The 15,321-nt window shown below is 64.7% G+C and carries 15 protein-coding genes; 9 read left to right on the forward strand and 6 right to left on the reverse strand.

What is annotated here, in order from left to right; translation table 11 throughout:
• Positions 1 to 88: 88 nt before the first annotated feature.
• Positions 89 to 2,098: an ATP-binding protein gene (locus tag ACZL02_RS06355; protein ID WP_472937760.1), complete on the reverse strand. Its 2,010-nt coding sequence runs from the start codon at positions 2,096 to 2,098 to the stop codon at positions 89 to 91.
• Between the two features lie 70 nt (positions 2,099 to 2,168).
• Positions 2,169 to 3,671: an ATPase domain-containing protein gene (locus ACZL02_RS06360; protein ID WP_472937761.1), complete on the reverse strand. Its 1,503-nt coding sequence runs from the start codon at positions 3,669 to 3,671 to the stop codon at positions 2,169 to 2,171.
• A gap of 371 nt (positions 3,672 to 4,042) precedes the next feature.
• Between ACZL02_RS06360 and ACZL02_RS06365 the strand changes: the two genes are divergently transcribed.
• The 6 genes from ACZL02_RS06365 (at position 4,043) to ACZL02_RS06390 (ending at position 7,903) form a co-directional block, all read left to right on the forward strand.
• Complete coding sequence (locus tag ACZL02_RS06365; protein WP_472937762.1) at positions 4,043 to 4,234, forward strand: hypothetical protein; 192 nt, start codon at positions 4,043 to 4,045, stop codon at positions 4,232 to 4,234.
• Positions 4,235 to 4,324: 90 nt separating this feature from the next.
• Entirely contained in the window at positions 4,325 to 4,624 is a 300-nt protein-coding gene (locus ACZL02_RS06370; protein WP_472937763.1) for a YkgJ family cysteine cluster protein, read from the forward strand.
• 109 nt (positions 4,625 to 4,733) lie between these two features.
• Entirely contained in the window at positions 4,734 to 4,970 is a 237-nt protein-coding gene (locus tag ACZL02_RS06375; protein WP_472937764.1) for a hypothetical protein, read from the forward strand.
• 507 nt (positions 4,971 to 5,477) lie between these two features.
• Complete coding sequence (locus tag ACZL02_RS06380) at positions 5,478 to 5,939, forward strand: TadE/TadG family type IV pilus assembly protein (protein ID WP_472937765.1); 462 nt, start codon at positions 5,478 to 5,480, stop codon at positions 5,937 to 5,939.
• Positions 5,936 to 7,606: a pilus assembly protein TadG-related protein gene (locus ACZL02_RS06385; protein ID WP_472937766.1), complete on the forward strand. Its 1,671-nt coding sequence runs from the start codon at positions 5,936 to 5,938 to the stop codon at positions 7,604 to 7,606. The genes ACZL02_RS06380 and ACZL02_RS06385 overlap by 4 nt, the downstream gene beginning before the upstream one ends.
• A gap of 141 nt (positions 7,607 to 7,747) precedes the next feature.
• Positions 7,748 to 7,903: a DUF1127 domain-containing protein gene (locus tag ACZL02_RS06390; protein WP_472937767.1), complete on the forward strand. Its 156-nt coding sequence runs from the start codon at positions 7,748 to 7,750 to the stop codon at positions 7,901 to 7,903.
• Between the two features lie 105 nt (positions 7,904 to 8,008).
• On the opposite strand, the gene ACZL02_RS06395 is transcribed toward ACZL02_RS06390, so the two are convergent.
• Entirely contained in the window at positions 8,009 to 8,983 is a 975-nt protein-coding gene (locus ACZL02_RS06395) for a quinone oxidoreductase family protein (RefSeq protein WP_472937768.1), read from the reverse strand.
• 27 nt (positions 8,984 to 9,010) lie between these two features.
• Positions 9,011 to 9,733: a phosphatidylcholine synthase gene (gene pcsA / locus ACZL02_RS06400; RefSeq protein ID WP_472937769.1), complete on the reverse strand. Its 723-nt coding sequence runs from the start codon at positions 9,731 to 9,733 to the stop codon at positions 9,011 to 9,013.
• 155 nt (positions 9,734 to 9,888) lie between these two features.
• Between pcsA and ACZL02_RS06405 the strand changes: the two genes are divergently transcribed.
• Complete coding sequence (locus ACZL02_RS06405; RefSeq protein WP_472938143.1) at positions 9,889 to 11,103, forward strand: UbiH/UbiF family hydroxylase; 1,215 nt, start codon at positions 9,889 to 9,891, stop codon at positions 11,101 to 11,103.
• Here ACZL02_RS06405 and ACZL02_RS06410 read toward each other — a convergent pair.
• Entirely contained in the window at positions 11,065 to 12,030 is a 966-nt protein-coding gene (locus tag ACZL02_RS06410) for an AEC family transporter (protein WP_472937770.1), read from the reverse strand. The genes ACZL02_RS06405 and ACZL02_RS06410 overlap by 39 nt on opposite strands.
• A gap of 183 nt (positions 12,031 to 12,213) precedes the next feature.
• Here ACZL02_RS06410 and hspQ point away from each other — a divergent pair, with 183 nt between their 5' ends.
• Positions 12,214 to 12,537, forward strand: a complete 324-nt coding sequence (gene hspQ, locus ACZL02_RS06415) for a heat shock protein HspQ (protein WP_472937771.1) — start codon at positions 12,214 to 12,216, stop codon at positions 12,535 to 12,537.
• A 72-nt stretch (positions 12,538 to 12,609) separates the two neighbouring features.
• Here the strand turns inward: hspQ and ACZL02_RS06420 are convergent, their stop codons facing one another.
• Complete coding sequence (locus ACZL02_RS06420) at positions 12,610 to 13,206, reverse strand: invasion associated locus B family protein (RefSeq protein WP_472938144.1); 597 nt, start codon at positions 13,204 to 13,206, stop codon at positions 12,610 to 12,612.
• Positions 13,207 to 13,471: 265 nt separating this feature from the next.
• Between ACZL02_RS06420 and ACZL02_RS06425 the strand changes: the two genes are divergently transcribed.
• Positions 13,472 to 15,313 carry an extracellular solute-binding protein gene (locus ACZL02_RS06425; RefSeq protein WP_472937772.1) on the forward strand — a complete coding sequence of 614 codons (1,842 nt, stop codon included), beginning with the start codon at positions 13,472 to 13,474 and terminating at the stop codon, positions 15,311 to 15,313.
• The last annotated feature ends 8 nt before the right edge of the window (positions 15,314 to 15,321 follow it).

Below are 15,321 nucleotides of genomic sequence, written 5' to 3' on the forward strand. Positions count from 1 at the left end.
TCGGTGACGGGAGGCTCGCTTTGTCCTGCCTGCCGATAAGCCGGCAGGAGCGATCGTGCGTCGCTCTTTTGGCCGAGGACACGGCGACTTACCGCTCGATCATCTCTCGGATTCGCGTGGCGAGGGCTTCCATGGCGAAGGGTTTTGTCACGATCTCCATGTTCTCGCCGAGGAACTCGCTGCGCACCGCTGCCTTCTCGGCATAGCCGGTGACGAACAGGATCTTCAGTTTCGGCCGCAGGCCGCGTGCGAGTTCGGCCAACTGCCGGCCGTTCATACCGGGCAAGCCGACATCGGTGACGAGCAGGTCGATCCGCTGGTCGGATTGCAGGATCGGCAGGGCGTCGTCGCCGCTCGGCGCTTCGAGCGCCGTGTAGTTCAGTTCCTCCAGGACGTCGACGATCAGCATGCGCACCAGCGGCTCGTCTTCGACGACGAGCACGGTCTCGCCCCGGCCATCCGGGGCAATCGGCATCTGGTCCGTGGACTCGACCTCGCTGGTCGACTGGGTGGGCAGGAAAAGCCGGATCGTCGTGCCCTGGCCCTCGACGCTGGCAATGTCGACATGGCCTTCCGACTGCTTCACGAAGCCGTAGATCATCGAGAGGCCGAGGCCTGTACCTTGCCCGATCGGCTTGGTGGTGAAGAAGGGTTCGAACACCTTCTTCAGCGTCCCCTCCGACATGCCGCTGCCGGTGTCCCGGACCCGGATGACGATGTATCTTCCCGGCGACAGCCCCTCGTGCTGGCGCGCGGCCTTCGCGTCGAGAACGACATTCGCGGTCTCGATGGTCAGCGTGCCGCCTTCCGGCATGGCGTCGCGGGCATTGATGGCAAGGTTCAGCAAGGCGTTTTCCAGCTGGTTCGTGTCGGTCCGGCTGATCCATAGATCGGGCGACAGGGCAAGCGAGATCTGGATCCCCTCCCCGAGCGTCCGCTGCAGGAGGTCGTCGAGGCTGCCGACCACCGCGTTGACATCGACGGGACCGAGATCCAGCGACTGGCGCCGCCCGAAAGCCAGCAGCCGGGCCGTCAGGGCCGCGGCGCGCTGGGCGGACGTCATGGCCGCATCGATGTATTTCGGGATCCGCTCCAGCTCGCCGGTGCTGAGCCGCCGCTTCATCAAATCGAGCGAGCCGACGATGCCAGCCAGCATATTGTTGAAGTCATGGGCGATACCGCCGGTGAGCTGGCCGACGGCTTCCATCTTCTGGCTCTGCCGCAGCGCCGTCTCGGCCCGTTCGCGCTCCTCGCTTTCTGCCCGGAGATGATCGAGGGCCTCCTCGAGATCGGCCGTCCGTTCGAGGATCTGCGCCTCCAGCTGCTCGCTTGAGCGCTGCAGGGCCTCCTGCGCCCTCTTCTGCGTGTCGACGTCGACGATGACGGTCAGTGCGGCGAAGATCTTGCCGGTGGCATCGCGCAGCGGCACGCCGCTGACCCGCGTCCAGACCTCCTGGTTATTTTCCAGCCGATAGAGGGCCTCGACGCCCTCCACACGCTCGCCCTGCAGTGCGCGGGTGCCGGCGAAATCCGCCGGCGTCCGGCGCCGTCCGTCGGCATCGAAACTCTGCCATTCCGGGTTGTCGCCGACATCGCCCGGCGTCGGTGAGCCGTTGGGGAGGAAGCGTCGGTAGGAGGGGTTCGACAGGACGGTCCGGCCGCTCGGATCGGCGAAGTTCACGCCGACCGGCAAATTGTCCAGCAAGGCCGAAAGCCGGGCACGCTCCTCCGCCAGGTCGTGGATCCGGTCACGCATCTCGAACTGCTTCTGCCGGGAGCGCATGGCGGAGGCGACCGCACTGAGGAGCGAGATCGAGCCGAGTGGCCGCTCGAGAACCATGACGTTGGTCGCGACCTCGGGCAGGCGCAGGCGCAGTGTCTCGGCTGTGCGGACCCGCCCGCCTTGCCGTGCCGCGAGAAGGACGAACGGAACGTCCGACCATTCCGGCTGCGCTTCGAGGATGGCCTGCAAGGACGCGAGGTCGGCCTGCAGGGCTTCCTCGGTCAGGAGCACGACGCCGGTATGCTCGTCGAGCGCGGCCGCGACATCCTGCAAGGTCGGCTTGACCTGCGCCTCGTAGCCTTCACCGCGGAGCAAGGCCGCGACGCTTTCCGCATCCCGTCCGTACGGCGCCGTGATCAGTACCCGATGGCCTTCCCTCGCAGTCCTAAAGCCCAATGTCGCGGTCTTCCAGCAGCGGGTTCGCGGCACCGACATACTGTGGCGTGCCCGTCAGGACACCGGAGAATTCCACCAGCGGCTCACCGACGCGCACGCCGTGGAGGTCTATCCGCAACTCCCGGATGGTATCCTCATGCGCGCCGCTGCGGTTTTTCAGCACCGAGATCGCCTTGCGGATGCGACCGCCAGCCTCGAAGAAGCGGACGAGGACGATGGTGTCGGCGATATAGGAAACGTTGAGGGATCCGGTCGACATGGTTCCGACCAAGCCGTGCTGTGGATTGATGAGGAAGGTCACCACGCCCTGCTGGTTCAGGTAGGACAACATCTCGTGCATCTGCAGGAGCAGCTGCTTTTCCTGCGGCATCGAGGCGAGATAGCCGTTCAGGCTGTCGATCACCAGCATGCGGCTGCCGCGCTCCTCGACCTCGCTGCGCACCAGCCAGGAGAATTCGCCGGGCGAGAGTTCCGCCGGGTTGACCTGTTTGATCACCAGCAGGCCGTCGTCGATATAGGTCTGCAGCTTCAGGCCGAGCTGCGCGCTGCGGGCGAGCAGCGTGCCGACCCGTTCGTCGAACTGGTAGATGGTCGCAGGCTCGCCGCGTTCGCAGGCGGCGGCGACATATTGCAGGGCGATGTTGGTCTTGCCGGCCCCTGCCGGTCCCGAGATCAGGACGCTCGTGCCGTAACGCGGTCCGCCGCCGAGCAAGGCGTCGAGTTCAGCAACGCCACTCGAGGCAGGGCCGCCAATCTCGGTGTTCTGGTGGTGCGATGCGATCAGCCGCGGAAACACCGTGATGCCGCCTTTCCGGATGACGAAGTCATGATAGCCGGCGGCAAAATCGACGCCGCGCAGCTTCTGCACCTGCAGCCGGCGACGGGCCGCGCCGAATTCCAGCGTCTGCCGCTCCAGCGTCACGACGCCGTGGCAGAGGCTGTGCAGCTGGGTGTCGCGCTCGCCGTTCGAGCCGGTGAGATCGTCGACGAGCATGACCGTCACCTTGCGGCCGGCGAAGAACTGTTTCAGCGCCAGCACCTGCCGCCGATAGCGGAGCGGATCCTGGGCCAGGAGACGCATCTCGGAGAGACTGTCGAAGACGATGCGGCTGGGCTGCACCTTCTCCACCTCATCCTGGATCAGGCGGATGGTTCCGCCGAGCTCCATTTCCCAAGGGTGCAGGATGGACTGCGCAAGGCCTTCGCCGAGCACCGAACTGGCCGAGGAGAGCTCGAAAAGCTCGAGCTGATCGAGATCCCAGCCGTGCGATTTGGCGACCGCGCCGAGCTCCTCGGCGGTTTCCGACAGGGTGACATACAGCCCCGTCTCCCCGCGTCGCACACCCTCGAACAGGAAGTTCAGTGCCATCGTCGTCTTGCCGGCCCCAGGCGCGCCTTCGAGAAGGTAAAGCCGGTTCGCGGGCAGGCCGCCGTTCAGGATGGTATCGAGCCCGTCATTGCCCGAGGAGATGCGATCGGTGGCATTCGTCATCGAAAACTGTACCCGCCTTGAACTTTGAACCGCCTGCCGTCTTTCGAGCGGACCATATGGTGCGAAGACACCGTGTGGTGATGTAGCATATCCCGCACGGGAACAAGGCCCATCATCGCCGGCTATATATGCCCTCGCCGTCGATGGCGGCACGCCGCGCCGGCTTAATCCTTGCCAGTCCGCGCAAGAGGCTTTCGCCGGTTCGGCTCGGCCGGAAAAGCTTGGATCGCGCGCTCACCCGCGCGCTGGCTCTGATGAGTGTGACGTGCGAAGCAGCAAATAGCTGCCGGGTCTTTGAACAGCGTGGGCAGCTGCCGTTGAGGCCTGCAGCAGACGCGGGCCGCGCGCACGACGTTTTGGAGGACAGGTGAATGGCATTCAAGACCAGGGCCGAGGCTGCCGCGGAGGCGGCGGTGGCGACGAAGGGCTGGAAACGCGACAAGAAGACGGGGCTCTGGAAGTGCTTTCGGGCCGAGCAGCGCGGCGCGACCTTTTCCGGAACGGCCGACCAGCTGCGCCACCATCTCGGCCTCGCCAACCCGCTTGCGCCGCCAGAAGCCTAGAGGCCGCCGCAGGCTGCAAGACTTGCCGTAGGTCTCTCCGATCCACTCCTTTCTGCTGGAAGGCTTGTCCGCCGGGCGCTAAGCAAGGGCATGGCCTCTTCCGATACCCTTCTCGACTGCCAAAGCTGCGGTGCCTGCTGTTCGTTTTCGGCGGACTGGCCGCGCTTTTCGCTGGAGGAGGACTGGCAGCTGGATCAGATCCCCGAGGCACTGGTCGCCGCCGATCTCAGCGGCATGCGCTGCGACGGTGTACGCTGCTCGGCGCTGGGTGGTGTTGTCGGAACCGCGACCGCCTGCACGATCTACCCGATCCGGCCGGACGTCTGCCGTGCCTGCATGCCCGGTGACGACGACTGCCTGATGGCGCGCCGTGCTTTCGGTTTCGCCTGACCGCCATAAATCCCGCCTCCGCTTGACATAACCGGTCGTCTGCTCGACAAAAAGGCATGATTCATTCTGCCTTATTGCAGTGCAACATACGCTATGTCCGCGGATGGCCATGCTAGACAAGGTCAAGCAATCGCTGGTCGGCTGGATCAGCGGGAAGCCGAACGCCGCCCGCCTGGGTGGGTGGCACAAATGGAATCCCGGTAACGCCGTCCTGTTGCGCGATGGAAGCTGGAGCAGGGTCGGTCGGGGCCAGAACTGGCGCCGGCGGACCGATGACGGCTGGGAATACGAGCAGGATCAGGATTACGAAGGTGCGGAAGACCTGCACCACATCGACTGGGACTAGAGCATCCTGCGATTGGGTGGACTCGCCCAATCAGAGAGAGATGTTTTGGACGCGATAAAATAGAGCATCCCTTGTGCGCTCTCCCGGACTCACGCCGTCCTCGAATTTTGCCTGGACCTGTCCGTCTTCCAGCCGGCGGTTGCGTCAACGAAGGCTCGCACGGCCGCAGGTTCCACGCCTCTTCGCGGTTGTGTTCAGCACAAGAAATGCTTTTGCGGAGGCCTGTTGCGGTCAGAGGTCATCCAGCCAGCTTCGCCCTGAGCGTGTCCATGCACGCCGCGCCTGGTTTCGGCATCGGCCGCTTCGGAATGTCATAAGGGCGCGGTGGTTCGCCGTAAACGTCTGAAAGAATGACAAATTGGCGAACGGGCGGGTCCAGCCATTCGGAGACTAAATGATCTCTAAACCATAATTTCTGATACTCGAACCACCCAAGCCTGCCGTGACGACTCCTCGCCCTAAACGTGTAATATTAGTGTCGTTAGTAAGCTAAGGATAGCGGGCAAAATGATCGTCGCGGGTCCGAAAGAAGTGGAGGGCAATGCGGCGGACCGCGGAGCAGTGCAGAACTCGTTCTGGTCTGATCTGCGCGGCAGCAATGCCGTCGAGTTCGCCATCATCGCGCCGGTCATCTGCTTGATGATGCTCGTTATCCTGTTTTACGGCGTCTACCTCGGCATCGCCAATTCCCTGCAGCAGATTTCGTCCGATACCGGGCGCTACGCCATGGTCGGGAAGAACGCGGCTGAGCGCAATGAATTGGTGGGTCGCTGGATCGCCAATACCGCCGGCAATTATCCGTTGATCGTGCCGTCGCGCCTGACCTACCAGACGGTCGAGGACGGTACGACGCTGATGGTGAGTGTCTCCTATGACATCACCTACCTGCCCCAGCCGCCGACGATCCTCACCAACATCGTGAAACCTCCGACGACCATCCTCCGCTCTGCGACGGTGTTCATCCCATGACCCATCCAGCCCCGCGTGCCAAACTGCTGAGCGCGTTTCGCAAGGACCGGTCGGCCTCCGTCGCCTTGCTGTTCGCGGTGACGATCCCCGTGATGCTTGGTGCCGGCGCCTTCGCCACCGACCTTGGGCTGGCTTACCTCCAGCGCCGTTCGTTGCAGACGGCGGCCGATTCAGCGGCGCTGGCCGCCGCCAGCCGGCCCGAGAGTGCCAGCCAGGTCGCCCGCGCCATGCTCGATGCCTCCGGCAACAAGGATGCGACCTTTGAGCTGACCATCGGCAACTACGTCGGCACGACGCTCGACCGGGACAATCGTTTTGTCGCGGGCCCGGAAGGAAATGCCGTGCGGGTTGATGCCAAGATCAAGGCACCCGTCTACTTTGGCCGCATCTTCAACATCAACGACATCGACCTTTCCGCTCGCTCGGAGGCCGCGGTGATCCCGGTGGTGTCGATCGCCGCCGGCAGTCGTCTTGCCAGCACCGACCCGCTGATGCTGAACGCCTTCTTGAAGCCGATGACCGGTCTCGATCTCAAGCTGTCGACGGCGGACTACAAAGGTCTTGTCCAGTCCAAGCTCAACCTCGGGACGCTCCTCAAGGCGCTGGCTGTCGACGGGCTCGGGCGCCAGATCTCCGGCACGCTGGTGAAGGATGTCATCTCAAAGCCGATCAAGCTGACGCGCCTCCTGCAGATCCTGTCGACGTGTCTAGACGGCACGGGAGATCTCGTCGGTGGGTCGGTCCTGCGAAAAGCCTCGCAGCAGATCGCCGCCTCGAACGTCGATGTCGCACTCGATGAGTTTCTGAAGATCGATGAGGACTACCAGAAGCTGGCTTTGGACTATCCGAACAAGGCGCTGGACGCCAACATCGGCGTTCTCGGCATGCTGAATGCCGCCATCGGCTCGGATACGATCGGCAATTCCATCTCGACCGGCCTGACGTTTCCGGGCCTGCCCACCGCCTCCGTCAAGGTGATGGTGGGCGAGGCCAGTCAAACTGCCCAGTCTGCCTCGATCGGTCAGAACTCGGCGGAAATCCAGACAGACCAGTTTCGGATGCGCGCCGAGTTGAAGACGCCGGGCTATCTCGATCTGGTCAATATCAACCTGAACATTCCGATCGAACTCGTGGTCGCCGGCGGCACGGCGAAGGTGACGGACGTCAAGTGCTCCAGCGACCCGGCGCTGCGCCAGGTGACGGTTCAAGCCATGCCGGGGGTCGCCAAACTTGCCCTCGGGCAATTCTCGGGTCCGCTGAGCGCGGCCAACACGCACGACCGGTTGTCCCCGGCTGAACTCGTTCAGGTGACCCTCCTCTCGGTGAAGGGGGACAGCTATGCCTCGATCCAGCAGACCGTACCGAAAATCCTGGTCTTCAAGGGATCCGAAATCGGAAACGGGACGGTCAAGACGGCCAAGACCGACACGATCGCCAGCAGCTTGGTGTCGACACTGATGAAGGAGGCCAACATCAACATCAATGTCGGCATCATCGGCCTGCCGGTTTCCCCGCTTCTCTCTTCGGTCGGCGACCTGCTGGCCGGCCTGGCGATACCGCTGGACAACCTCATCAAGTCGGCGCTCGCGACCGCCGGCGTTAGCCTCGGCGAACTCGACGTGCGGGTGGACTCGGTCGTTTGCGACACGCCGCGGATCATCGGGTAAGGCAAGGCGCCGGGCGCGCCTGGTTAAAATCGTGTGAACATGAGATGCACTGGGTGCATAACAAGTGTGCACGAAGTGCACTAACGATAGGCAGGTCGAGGGCATACCTAGGGTTGGAAACAATAGCCCATTGGAATCGTCATGTTCGCCTCCCTCGCCCACCGCATTCGCAGCTACCGCGAACGCCGGATTGCCGTCAGTCACCTCGCCCGCATGGACCGCCACGAACTGTCCGATATCGGCATTGCCAGCCAGGACATCGATCTCGTGGTCCGTCGCGGTCGTCTTCAGCTCTAGAACTTCAGTCCCTCAAACGCCGCAAACCCGCCGTTCGCTTCGAACCGGCGGGTTTTTCGTTTTGAGCGCAGAGGCGAATTGAGTGCCGAGGCGAAGCGGCAGCGTTCAGATCGTCAGGACGGTGGCGCCGGTCGTGGTGCGTGCCTCCAGCGCGCGATGGGCCGCCGCCGCATCTTCCAGCGCATAGGTCTGGTCGATCCGCACCTTCACCGCGCCGGAAGCGATGACCTCGAAAAGTGCGGCGGACGACTGTTCGAGTTCTGCGCGGGTCGCGGTGTATCCGAAGAGGCTCGGCCGCGTCGCGAACAGCGATCCCTTCTGGTTCAGAAGCGCCATGTCGACATCCGGCAGCTTGCCCGAGGACTGGCCGAACGTCACCCACAGTCCGCGCCGTTTCAGGCAATCGAGGCTCGCGGGAAACGTGTCCTTGCCGACCGAATCGTAGACGACGTCGCATTTGGCGCCGTCCGTCAACGCGAGCACGCGCGCGACGAAGTCCTCGTCGCGGTAGTTGATCACGTGGTGGTAGCCGTGCTCCAGCGCCAGCGCGCATTTTTCCGCCGAGCCTGCCGTGCCAATCACCGTTGCGCCGAGATGTCTCGCCCACTGTCCGGCGATCAGGCCGACGCCGCCTGCCGCCGCATGGAAGAGCATCACCGTTCCGGGGCCGACCTCGAAGGTCCGGCGCAGGAGGTACTCGGCCGTCATGCCCTTCAGCATCACCGCCGCGGCCGTCTCGAAATCGATGGCGTCCGGCAGGATGACCGCGGAATCGGCCTTCACCAGGACCTCCTCGGCATAGCTGCCGGCGGAATCGCTGTAGGCGACGCGATCGCCCGGGGCGAAGCGGGTCACGCCCTCGCCGACCGCCTGCACCGTGCCGGCGCCTTCCTTGCCGGGCACGAAAGGCATTGACGGAGCCTTGTAGAGGCCGGTCCGGAAATAGACGTCGATGAAGTTGACGCCCGCTGCGGCCTGCCTCACCAGGATCTCGCCGGGACCGGGCGCACCGAGGTCCCGGTCCTCCCATGTCATGACCTCGGGACCGCCGACAGCGCGAACGACCATTGCCTTGCTCATGCGATATTCCCTTGTCTGCCCGTAACGTCAGGGGTTGCTGCGGCGGACCATGTCGAGGACCTGCAGCACGGCACCGATCGAGAAGAGATAGATCCCGGTCGCCACCACGCCGAACTTGACGAGGGGCGATAGGTCGAAGTTCTGATACAGCGCGGCCAAGCCGAAACCGGCCCAGGCGGCGCAGACCGCAAGGTTCAGCGGCCGCAGGCGCTTGACCCGGACGGGGTGCAGGAACTTGATCGGCAGGAAGGTCGCGACCGAGCAGAAGGCGACGAAGGCGAAGGCGGTGATCTCGTTCGGCTTGATCGCGAAGAAGGTGAAGACCACCATGTTCCAGGCGACGGGAAAGCCGCGGAAGAAATAGTCCGTCGTCTTCATCCGCGTGTCGGCGTAGTAGATCGCGCTCGAGATCACGATCATCGCCGCCGCGAGGAACGACAGGAGGCCGCCGATCATCCCTGATTCGTAAAGGGCGAAGGCCGGAATGATCACATAGGTCGCATAGTCGATGATCTGGTCGAGCACTTCGCCGGACCAGTTCGGCAGCACACGCTGGATCTCGACCTTGCGGGCCATCGGTCCGTCGATCGCATCGACGAACAGCGCCAGCCCGAGCCAGGCGAACATCGCCACCCAGCGGTGGTCCGCCGCGGCGATGATCGAGAGAAAAGCCCAGAAGGCGCCGCTCGCCGTCAGCAGGTGGACGGCAAAGCCGCGCCACTCCTCGAACTTTGATACCGGTGCCGCCATACTGACCTGAAACCCATCGTCGCAGGGTCCAGTGCGTAAGCCTTCCCCCATTGCTATAAGCTCTATCGTCCGTATCTCTAGAATCCAAGGCTCACGCGGCGGACAGGCACTCGGTTTTCTGCCCCTGCAACAAGAAAGACGGACGGTTGACGCAGCTGAAACGCGATATTGCCGTGGTGGGCGGGGGACTGGCCGGGTATGCGACGGCCATCGGCCTCGCCGCCGAGGGCATCGACACGGTGCTCGTCGCCCCGACCCCGTCGCGACCCGATGGTCGCTCGACGGCGCTGATCGGCCCGTCTATCGCCTTCCTCGAGAGCCTCGGCGTGCTCGATGCCGTCCGCACCAAGGGCGAGCCGATGTCGACGATGCGCATCATCGACGATACCGGCCGTCTCCTTCGCGCGCCGACGCTGACATTCGAGGCCAGGGAGATCGGTCTCGACGCTTTCGGCTACAACATCCTCAACGCCGATCTGCTGGCGATCCTGCATGCCCGTGCCGGCGAACTGGCGGACCGGCTGACGCTGGTCGACGGCGGCGCGCGCCGGCTCGAGACCGATGACGAGCGGGCCACCCTGACGCTCGACGATGGCAGCATGGTTGTTGCCTGCCTCGTCATCGGCGCCGATGGGCGGAGATCCATGGTCCGCGAGCAGGCCGGCATTGCCTTGCGCGACTGGTCCTATCCGCAGAGCGCCATCGTTCTGAACTTTTCGCACGAGCGCCCGCATGGGGGGATCTCCACGGAGTTCCATACTGCGACCGGTCCGTTCACGCAGGTGCCCCTGCCCGGCCGAATGTCGTCCCTCGTCTGGGTGGAGACGCCGGACGCCGCGGATCTCATTGTCGATCTGAAGCCGGAGCGGCTGCAGCAGATGATCGAGACGCGGCTGCATTCCATTCTCGGCGCGGTCACCGTGGAAGGCCCGGCGCAGCGTTTCCCGCTGAGCGGCGTGACGGCCCTTCAGATGAGCGCCAAGCGGGTCGCGCTGGTCGGCGAGGCTGCGCACGTGTTCCCGCCGATCGGCGCACAAGGGTTGAACCTCGGACTGCGCGATGCCGCCGCCATCGTCACGGCGGCTTCCGGCAGCCGTGACGACCCGGGTGCCGCCGGCGCGTTGGCCCGGTATGCCGCAGCACGGCGCGGCGACGTCGCGTCGCGCACCTTCGGGGTGGACCTCCTCAACCGGTCCTTGCTGGCCGGATACCTTCCGGCTCAGGCGGCGAGGACGCTCGGCCTGTCGGCCATGGCGGCGGTCCCGTTGCTGCGACGCTTCCTGATGCGCGAGGGCATCTCGCCCGGCGCCGGCCTGTTCGGGATCCCGAGATCAGTAACCGAAGGGATTGGCGGGAAACCAGCCGGTTGACATGGCATAGAGCGCGACGGTCACGGTGAGGACGGAGGCGACGGTGGTTGCCAGAATGGCCGCCGAGGCGCGTTCGGTCCAGATGCCGTATTGCTGCGCTATGACGAAGACGTTCGTCGCGGTCGGCAGGCACGCCAGCAGCATCGCCGTGTGCACCCAAACCGGATCGCGCTCGCCGACCAGCGCGAGCAGCGCGTAGACCAGGAGCGGGTGCAGGATCAGCTTGGCCGGCAGAATGTAGCCGAGTTCGGGCGGCACGCGCTTCAGTGGCCTGAGTGCCAGTGTGATGCCCATGGCGAACAATGCGCAAGGCGCCGCCGCCCCCGCCAGCAGCGACAGCAGGCGGTCGAGAGGCCCCGGCAGCGAGACGCCGAGGATGGCACCGCCAACGCCGACCAGCGTCGCGATGATGAAAGGATGGGTGAAGATCTTCGTCAGGACATCGAGGACGACGGCGCGCGCGGGACGGTCGCGATCGCCGCCGAGCGCCATGCAGAGTGGCGCCATCACGAAGTGCAAGGTGTTGTCGAAGCAGAACACCAGCGCCACCGGCACGGTGGCGGCGGGGCCGAAGGCGACGAGTGCGAGCCCCGGTGCCATGTAGCCGATATTGCCGTAGGCGCCGGCAAGTCCCTGGATCGTCGAAGCCGGAATGTCGCCGCAAGTTCTGACATAGCCGGTTGCGAACACGGCCAGAAACATCACGAAGGTCGCGAGCGTCGTCGCGCCAACGAAGCCGGGATTGGCGAGCTGCTCGACCGGCGTCTTCGACAGAAGCTGGAAGAACAGCGCCGGCAGAGCGAGGTAGACGACGAAGACGTTGAGCCAGGCCAGCCCGTCGAGCGGTCGGTTGACGATGCGCCCGGTGCCGAAGCCGAGCCCGATCAGCGCGAAGAACGGGAAGATCAGGCCGATGATGCCGAGCATGGAAGGATCAGGCCTGCCGGACGCCGACGGCGTGATCGCCTTGGCCTGCATCGCGGACGTGCATGGTGGTTCCGTTCATGATTATCCGGCATCCTGTTGCCACAATGACGCGGAACACCTCGTCTTCGCCATGCCCCGTGCCCCTTGCCCTTGCGATGCCGCGAGCCTTCCGGGAAAGCCTCTATGCAGACAGCCCGCTTTTTCATCGGCCAGGTCGTGCGCCACCGCCTGTTTCCGTTCCGCGGCGTGATCTTCGACGTCGACCCGGAGTTCGACAACACCGAGGAATGGTACCAGGCGATCCCCGAGGAAGTTCGTCCGCGCAAGAACCAGCCATTCTACCACCTGTTCGCCGAGAACGCGGAAACCGAATACGTCGCATACGTCTCGGAGCAGAACCTCGTGCCGGACGAGACCGGCGATCCGGTACGCCATCCGCAGGTAGCCGAGGTGTTCGAAGGGCAAGTGGACGGCGCCTACCGGATTCGCGGCAACCACCGCAACTGAGCCGGCGCCAAGCCTGATCCGACAGACGAAAACGGCGGCCCGAGGCCGCCGTCTTTCATTCTGGCCTGCGGCTTACTGCGCCGGAGCGGCAGTGCCGGTCTTGGCGGCGGACTGGGCGTCCTCGAACTTCTTGCGGCGGGCATCGGCCTGCTTCTTCAGCGCGTCGTTCAGCTCCTGCTGGCGCTGGGCGAGCTCTGGCTGGGCGACCGGTGCGCCGTCATAGGCCTTGGAGAAGCCCGACAGCGTGATCTTGATCGGGTTCGGCTGGCGCTGGAAGTTGACCGAGGTGACGGTCAGCGTCGTGCCCTTCTTCAGCGAGGCGATCACCGCGTCGGTCAGCTGGGCCTCGGCGATGCAGCGGTCGGGGAAGCAGACGGAATAGCCCATCGCCTGCGGCGCGGACTTGTCGATCTGCAGCTGGACGCCGGCGGGGATGACGCGGCCGGTCGGCACGACGGCCTGAAGCACGCGCTGGGTGACCTTGCCCTTGACGTCGATGAGGTTGATGGCGGTGACCAGCTGGCGGGTATCGGCAACCAGCGTGAACTGGGTGTTGCAGATGTCGTTTTCGCCTTGCTTGGAGCAGACCTTGAACCACTGCGTCTCGACCGGCTTGCCGGCGGCGGGGGCAGCCGGGGCGGCCTGCGCCGCGGCGGAGCCGGCCATCATGCCCAGCGTGGTGATGCCGATCACACCTGCGGCCAGCGCGTTGACAGTGACATTCAGCAAACGGTTCTTCACGGGCCTTGCATCCTCTCGGCGTCGATCATTCGGCGTAAGGCTTCCCTTAACCGGGTTGCTGCTCCTGCGCAAATGAGGCCGTTTAAAGACCCTTGCCGAAAGGGGCTTCGGCGAGGAAACCCATTCCGCCGATAGGCAAATCAGGCTGGAGCGGATAAGAATCCGCCCAACCCTGCCGGAGAGATTGCCCATCATGCCCTTTCGGACGCTTGCGCCGGCTGCCGCGAAATCACTGCTGATCCTTTTGCTCTCGACGGTGGCCGCATCGCCCGCCCTCGCCGAGCCCCGCCACGGGATCGCGATGCAAGGCGAGCCGGCGCTGGCCGCCGGTTTCACGCACCTGCCTTTCGTCAACGCCGACGCCCCGAAAGGCGGCGTGATGCGCTACGGCGTGTTCGGGACCTTCGACAACCTCAACCCGATCATCGTGCGCGGCTCGACCACGACGGCCCGCGGGATCTGGGCCGACCAGGAATACGGCAACTTCGTCTTCGAGCCGCTGATGCAGCGCTCGCCGGACGAGCCGTTCACGCTTTACGGTCTGCTGGCGGAGAGCGTCGAGACGGACGATGCCCGCACCTTCGTCGAGTTCACCCTGAACCCGAAGGCGAAGTTCTCGGACGGAACGCCCGTCACGGTCGAGGACGTGCTCTTCACCACGGAGATGATGCAGCAGATCGGCGTCGTCCGCCCGCAGTACACGGCCTGGCTCCAGCGCGTGGCGAAGATCGAGAAGGTCGGCGAGCGCGGGGTACGCTTCACCTTCAACGACAAGGCCGACCGCGAGCTGCCGCTGCTGCTGGCCGGCCTGCCGGTGCTGCCGGCGCACGGCTTCGATCGCGCCACCTTCGAGCAGACGACGCTGAAGCCGGTGATCGGTTCGGGTCCGTACGTGATCGAGAAGGTCGAGCCCGGCCAGCGCATCAGCTATCGGCGGAACCCCGACTACTGGGCGAAGGACCTGCCGATCAAGCGCGGGATCGACAATTACGATCAGGTGATCATCGAGTATTTCCGCGACGCGAACGCGCAGTTCGAGGCCTTCCAGAAGGGTCTGTTCTACGTCTTCCCGGAAGGCAGCCCCCTTCACTGGCGCACGGCCTACGACTTCCCGGCCGTGCGCGACGGGCGGGTGAAGCGCGACGAGTTCGTCAACGGCAAGCCGGCGGGCACCTACGGCTTCTTCTTCAACACCCGCCGCCCGCTGTTCGAGGACCGCGCGGCGCGGGCAGCCCTCGGACTGCTGTTCGACTTCGAATGGGCGAACGCCAACCTCTATTATGGCGCCTATCGCCGGACGACGAGCTTCTTCGAGAACTCGGAACTGTCGAGCGTCGGGCACGCTGCCAGCGACCTCGAGAAAGCCCTTCTGGCGCCGTTCCCGGCCGCCGTGACGCCCGAAGTCATGGCCGGCACCTGGCGGCCCGCCGTCAGCGATGCCTCCGGCAGCGATCGCAAGCTGCTGAAGACGGCGGTCGATGCCCTGAAAGAAGCTGGCTTCACGTTCGCCGGCGGACGGATGGTGGACAAGGACGGCAAGCCGCTGACCTTCGAAATCCTGGTCCAGAACGCCGACCAGGGGCGGATTGCGCAAGGCTATGCCCGAACCCTCTCGCGGATCGGAGTCGAGGCCGACATGCGGCTGGTGGATGACGCCCAGTACCAGCTGCGCAAGCAGCGCTTCGACTACGACGTACTGATCTCCTCGTTCACCTCGTCGCTGTCGCCGGGCGCCGAGCAACGCCAGCGCTGGGGATCGGCGTCGCGGGATGCCAACGGCTCGTTCAACTTCGCCGGCACCGCCGATCCCGCCATCGATGCGCTGATCGAGGCGATGACCAAGGCGCGCACGAGGGAAGAGTTCGTCGCCGCCGTCCGGGCCTACGACCGGGTGCTGATCTCCGGACAATACGTCGTGCCGCTGTTCTACGTCGCCGAGCAGTGGCTCGCCCGCTGGGCCTTCATCCAGCATCCCGACGTGACGCCGCTGACCGGATACTACCTCCCGAGTTTTTGGCGCGAACCGGGGAAGTAGTGAGACAC

It is taken from the genome of Mesocryomonas fontinalis, from assembly GCF_055730125.2.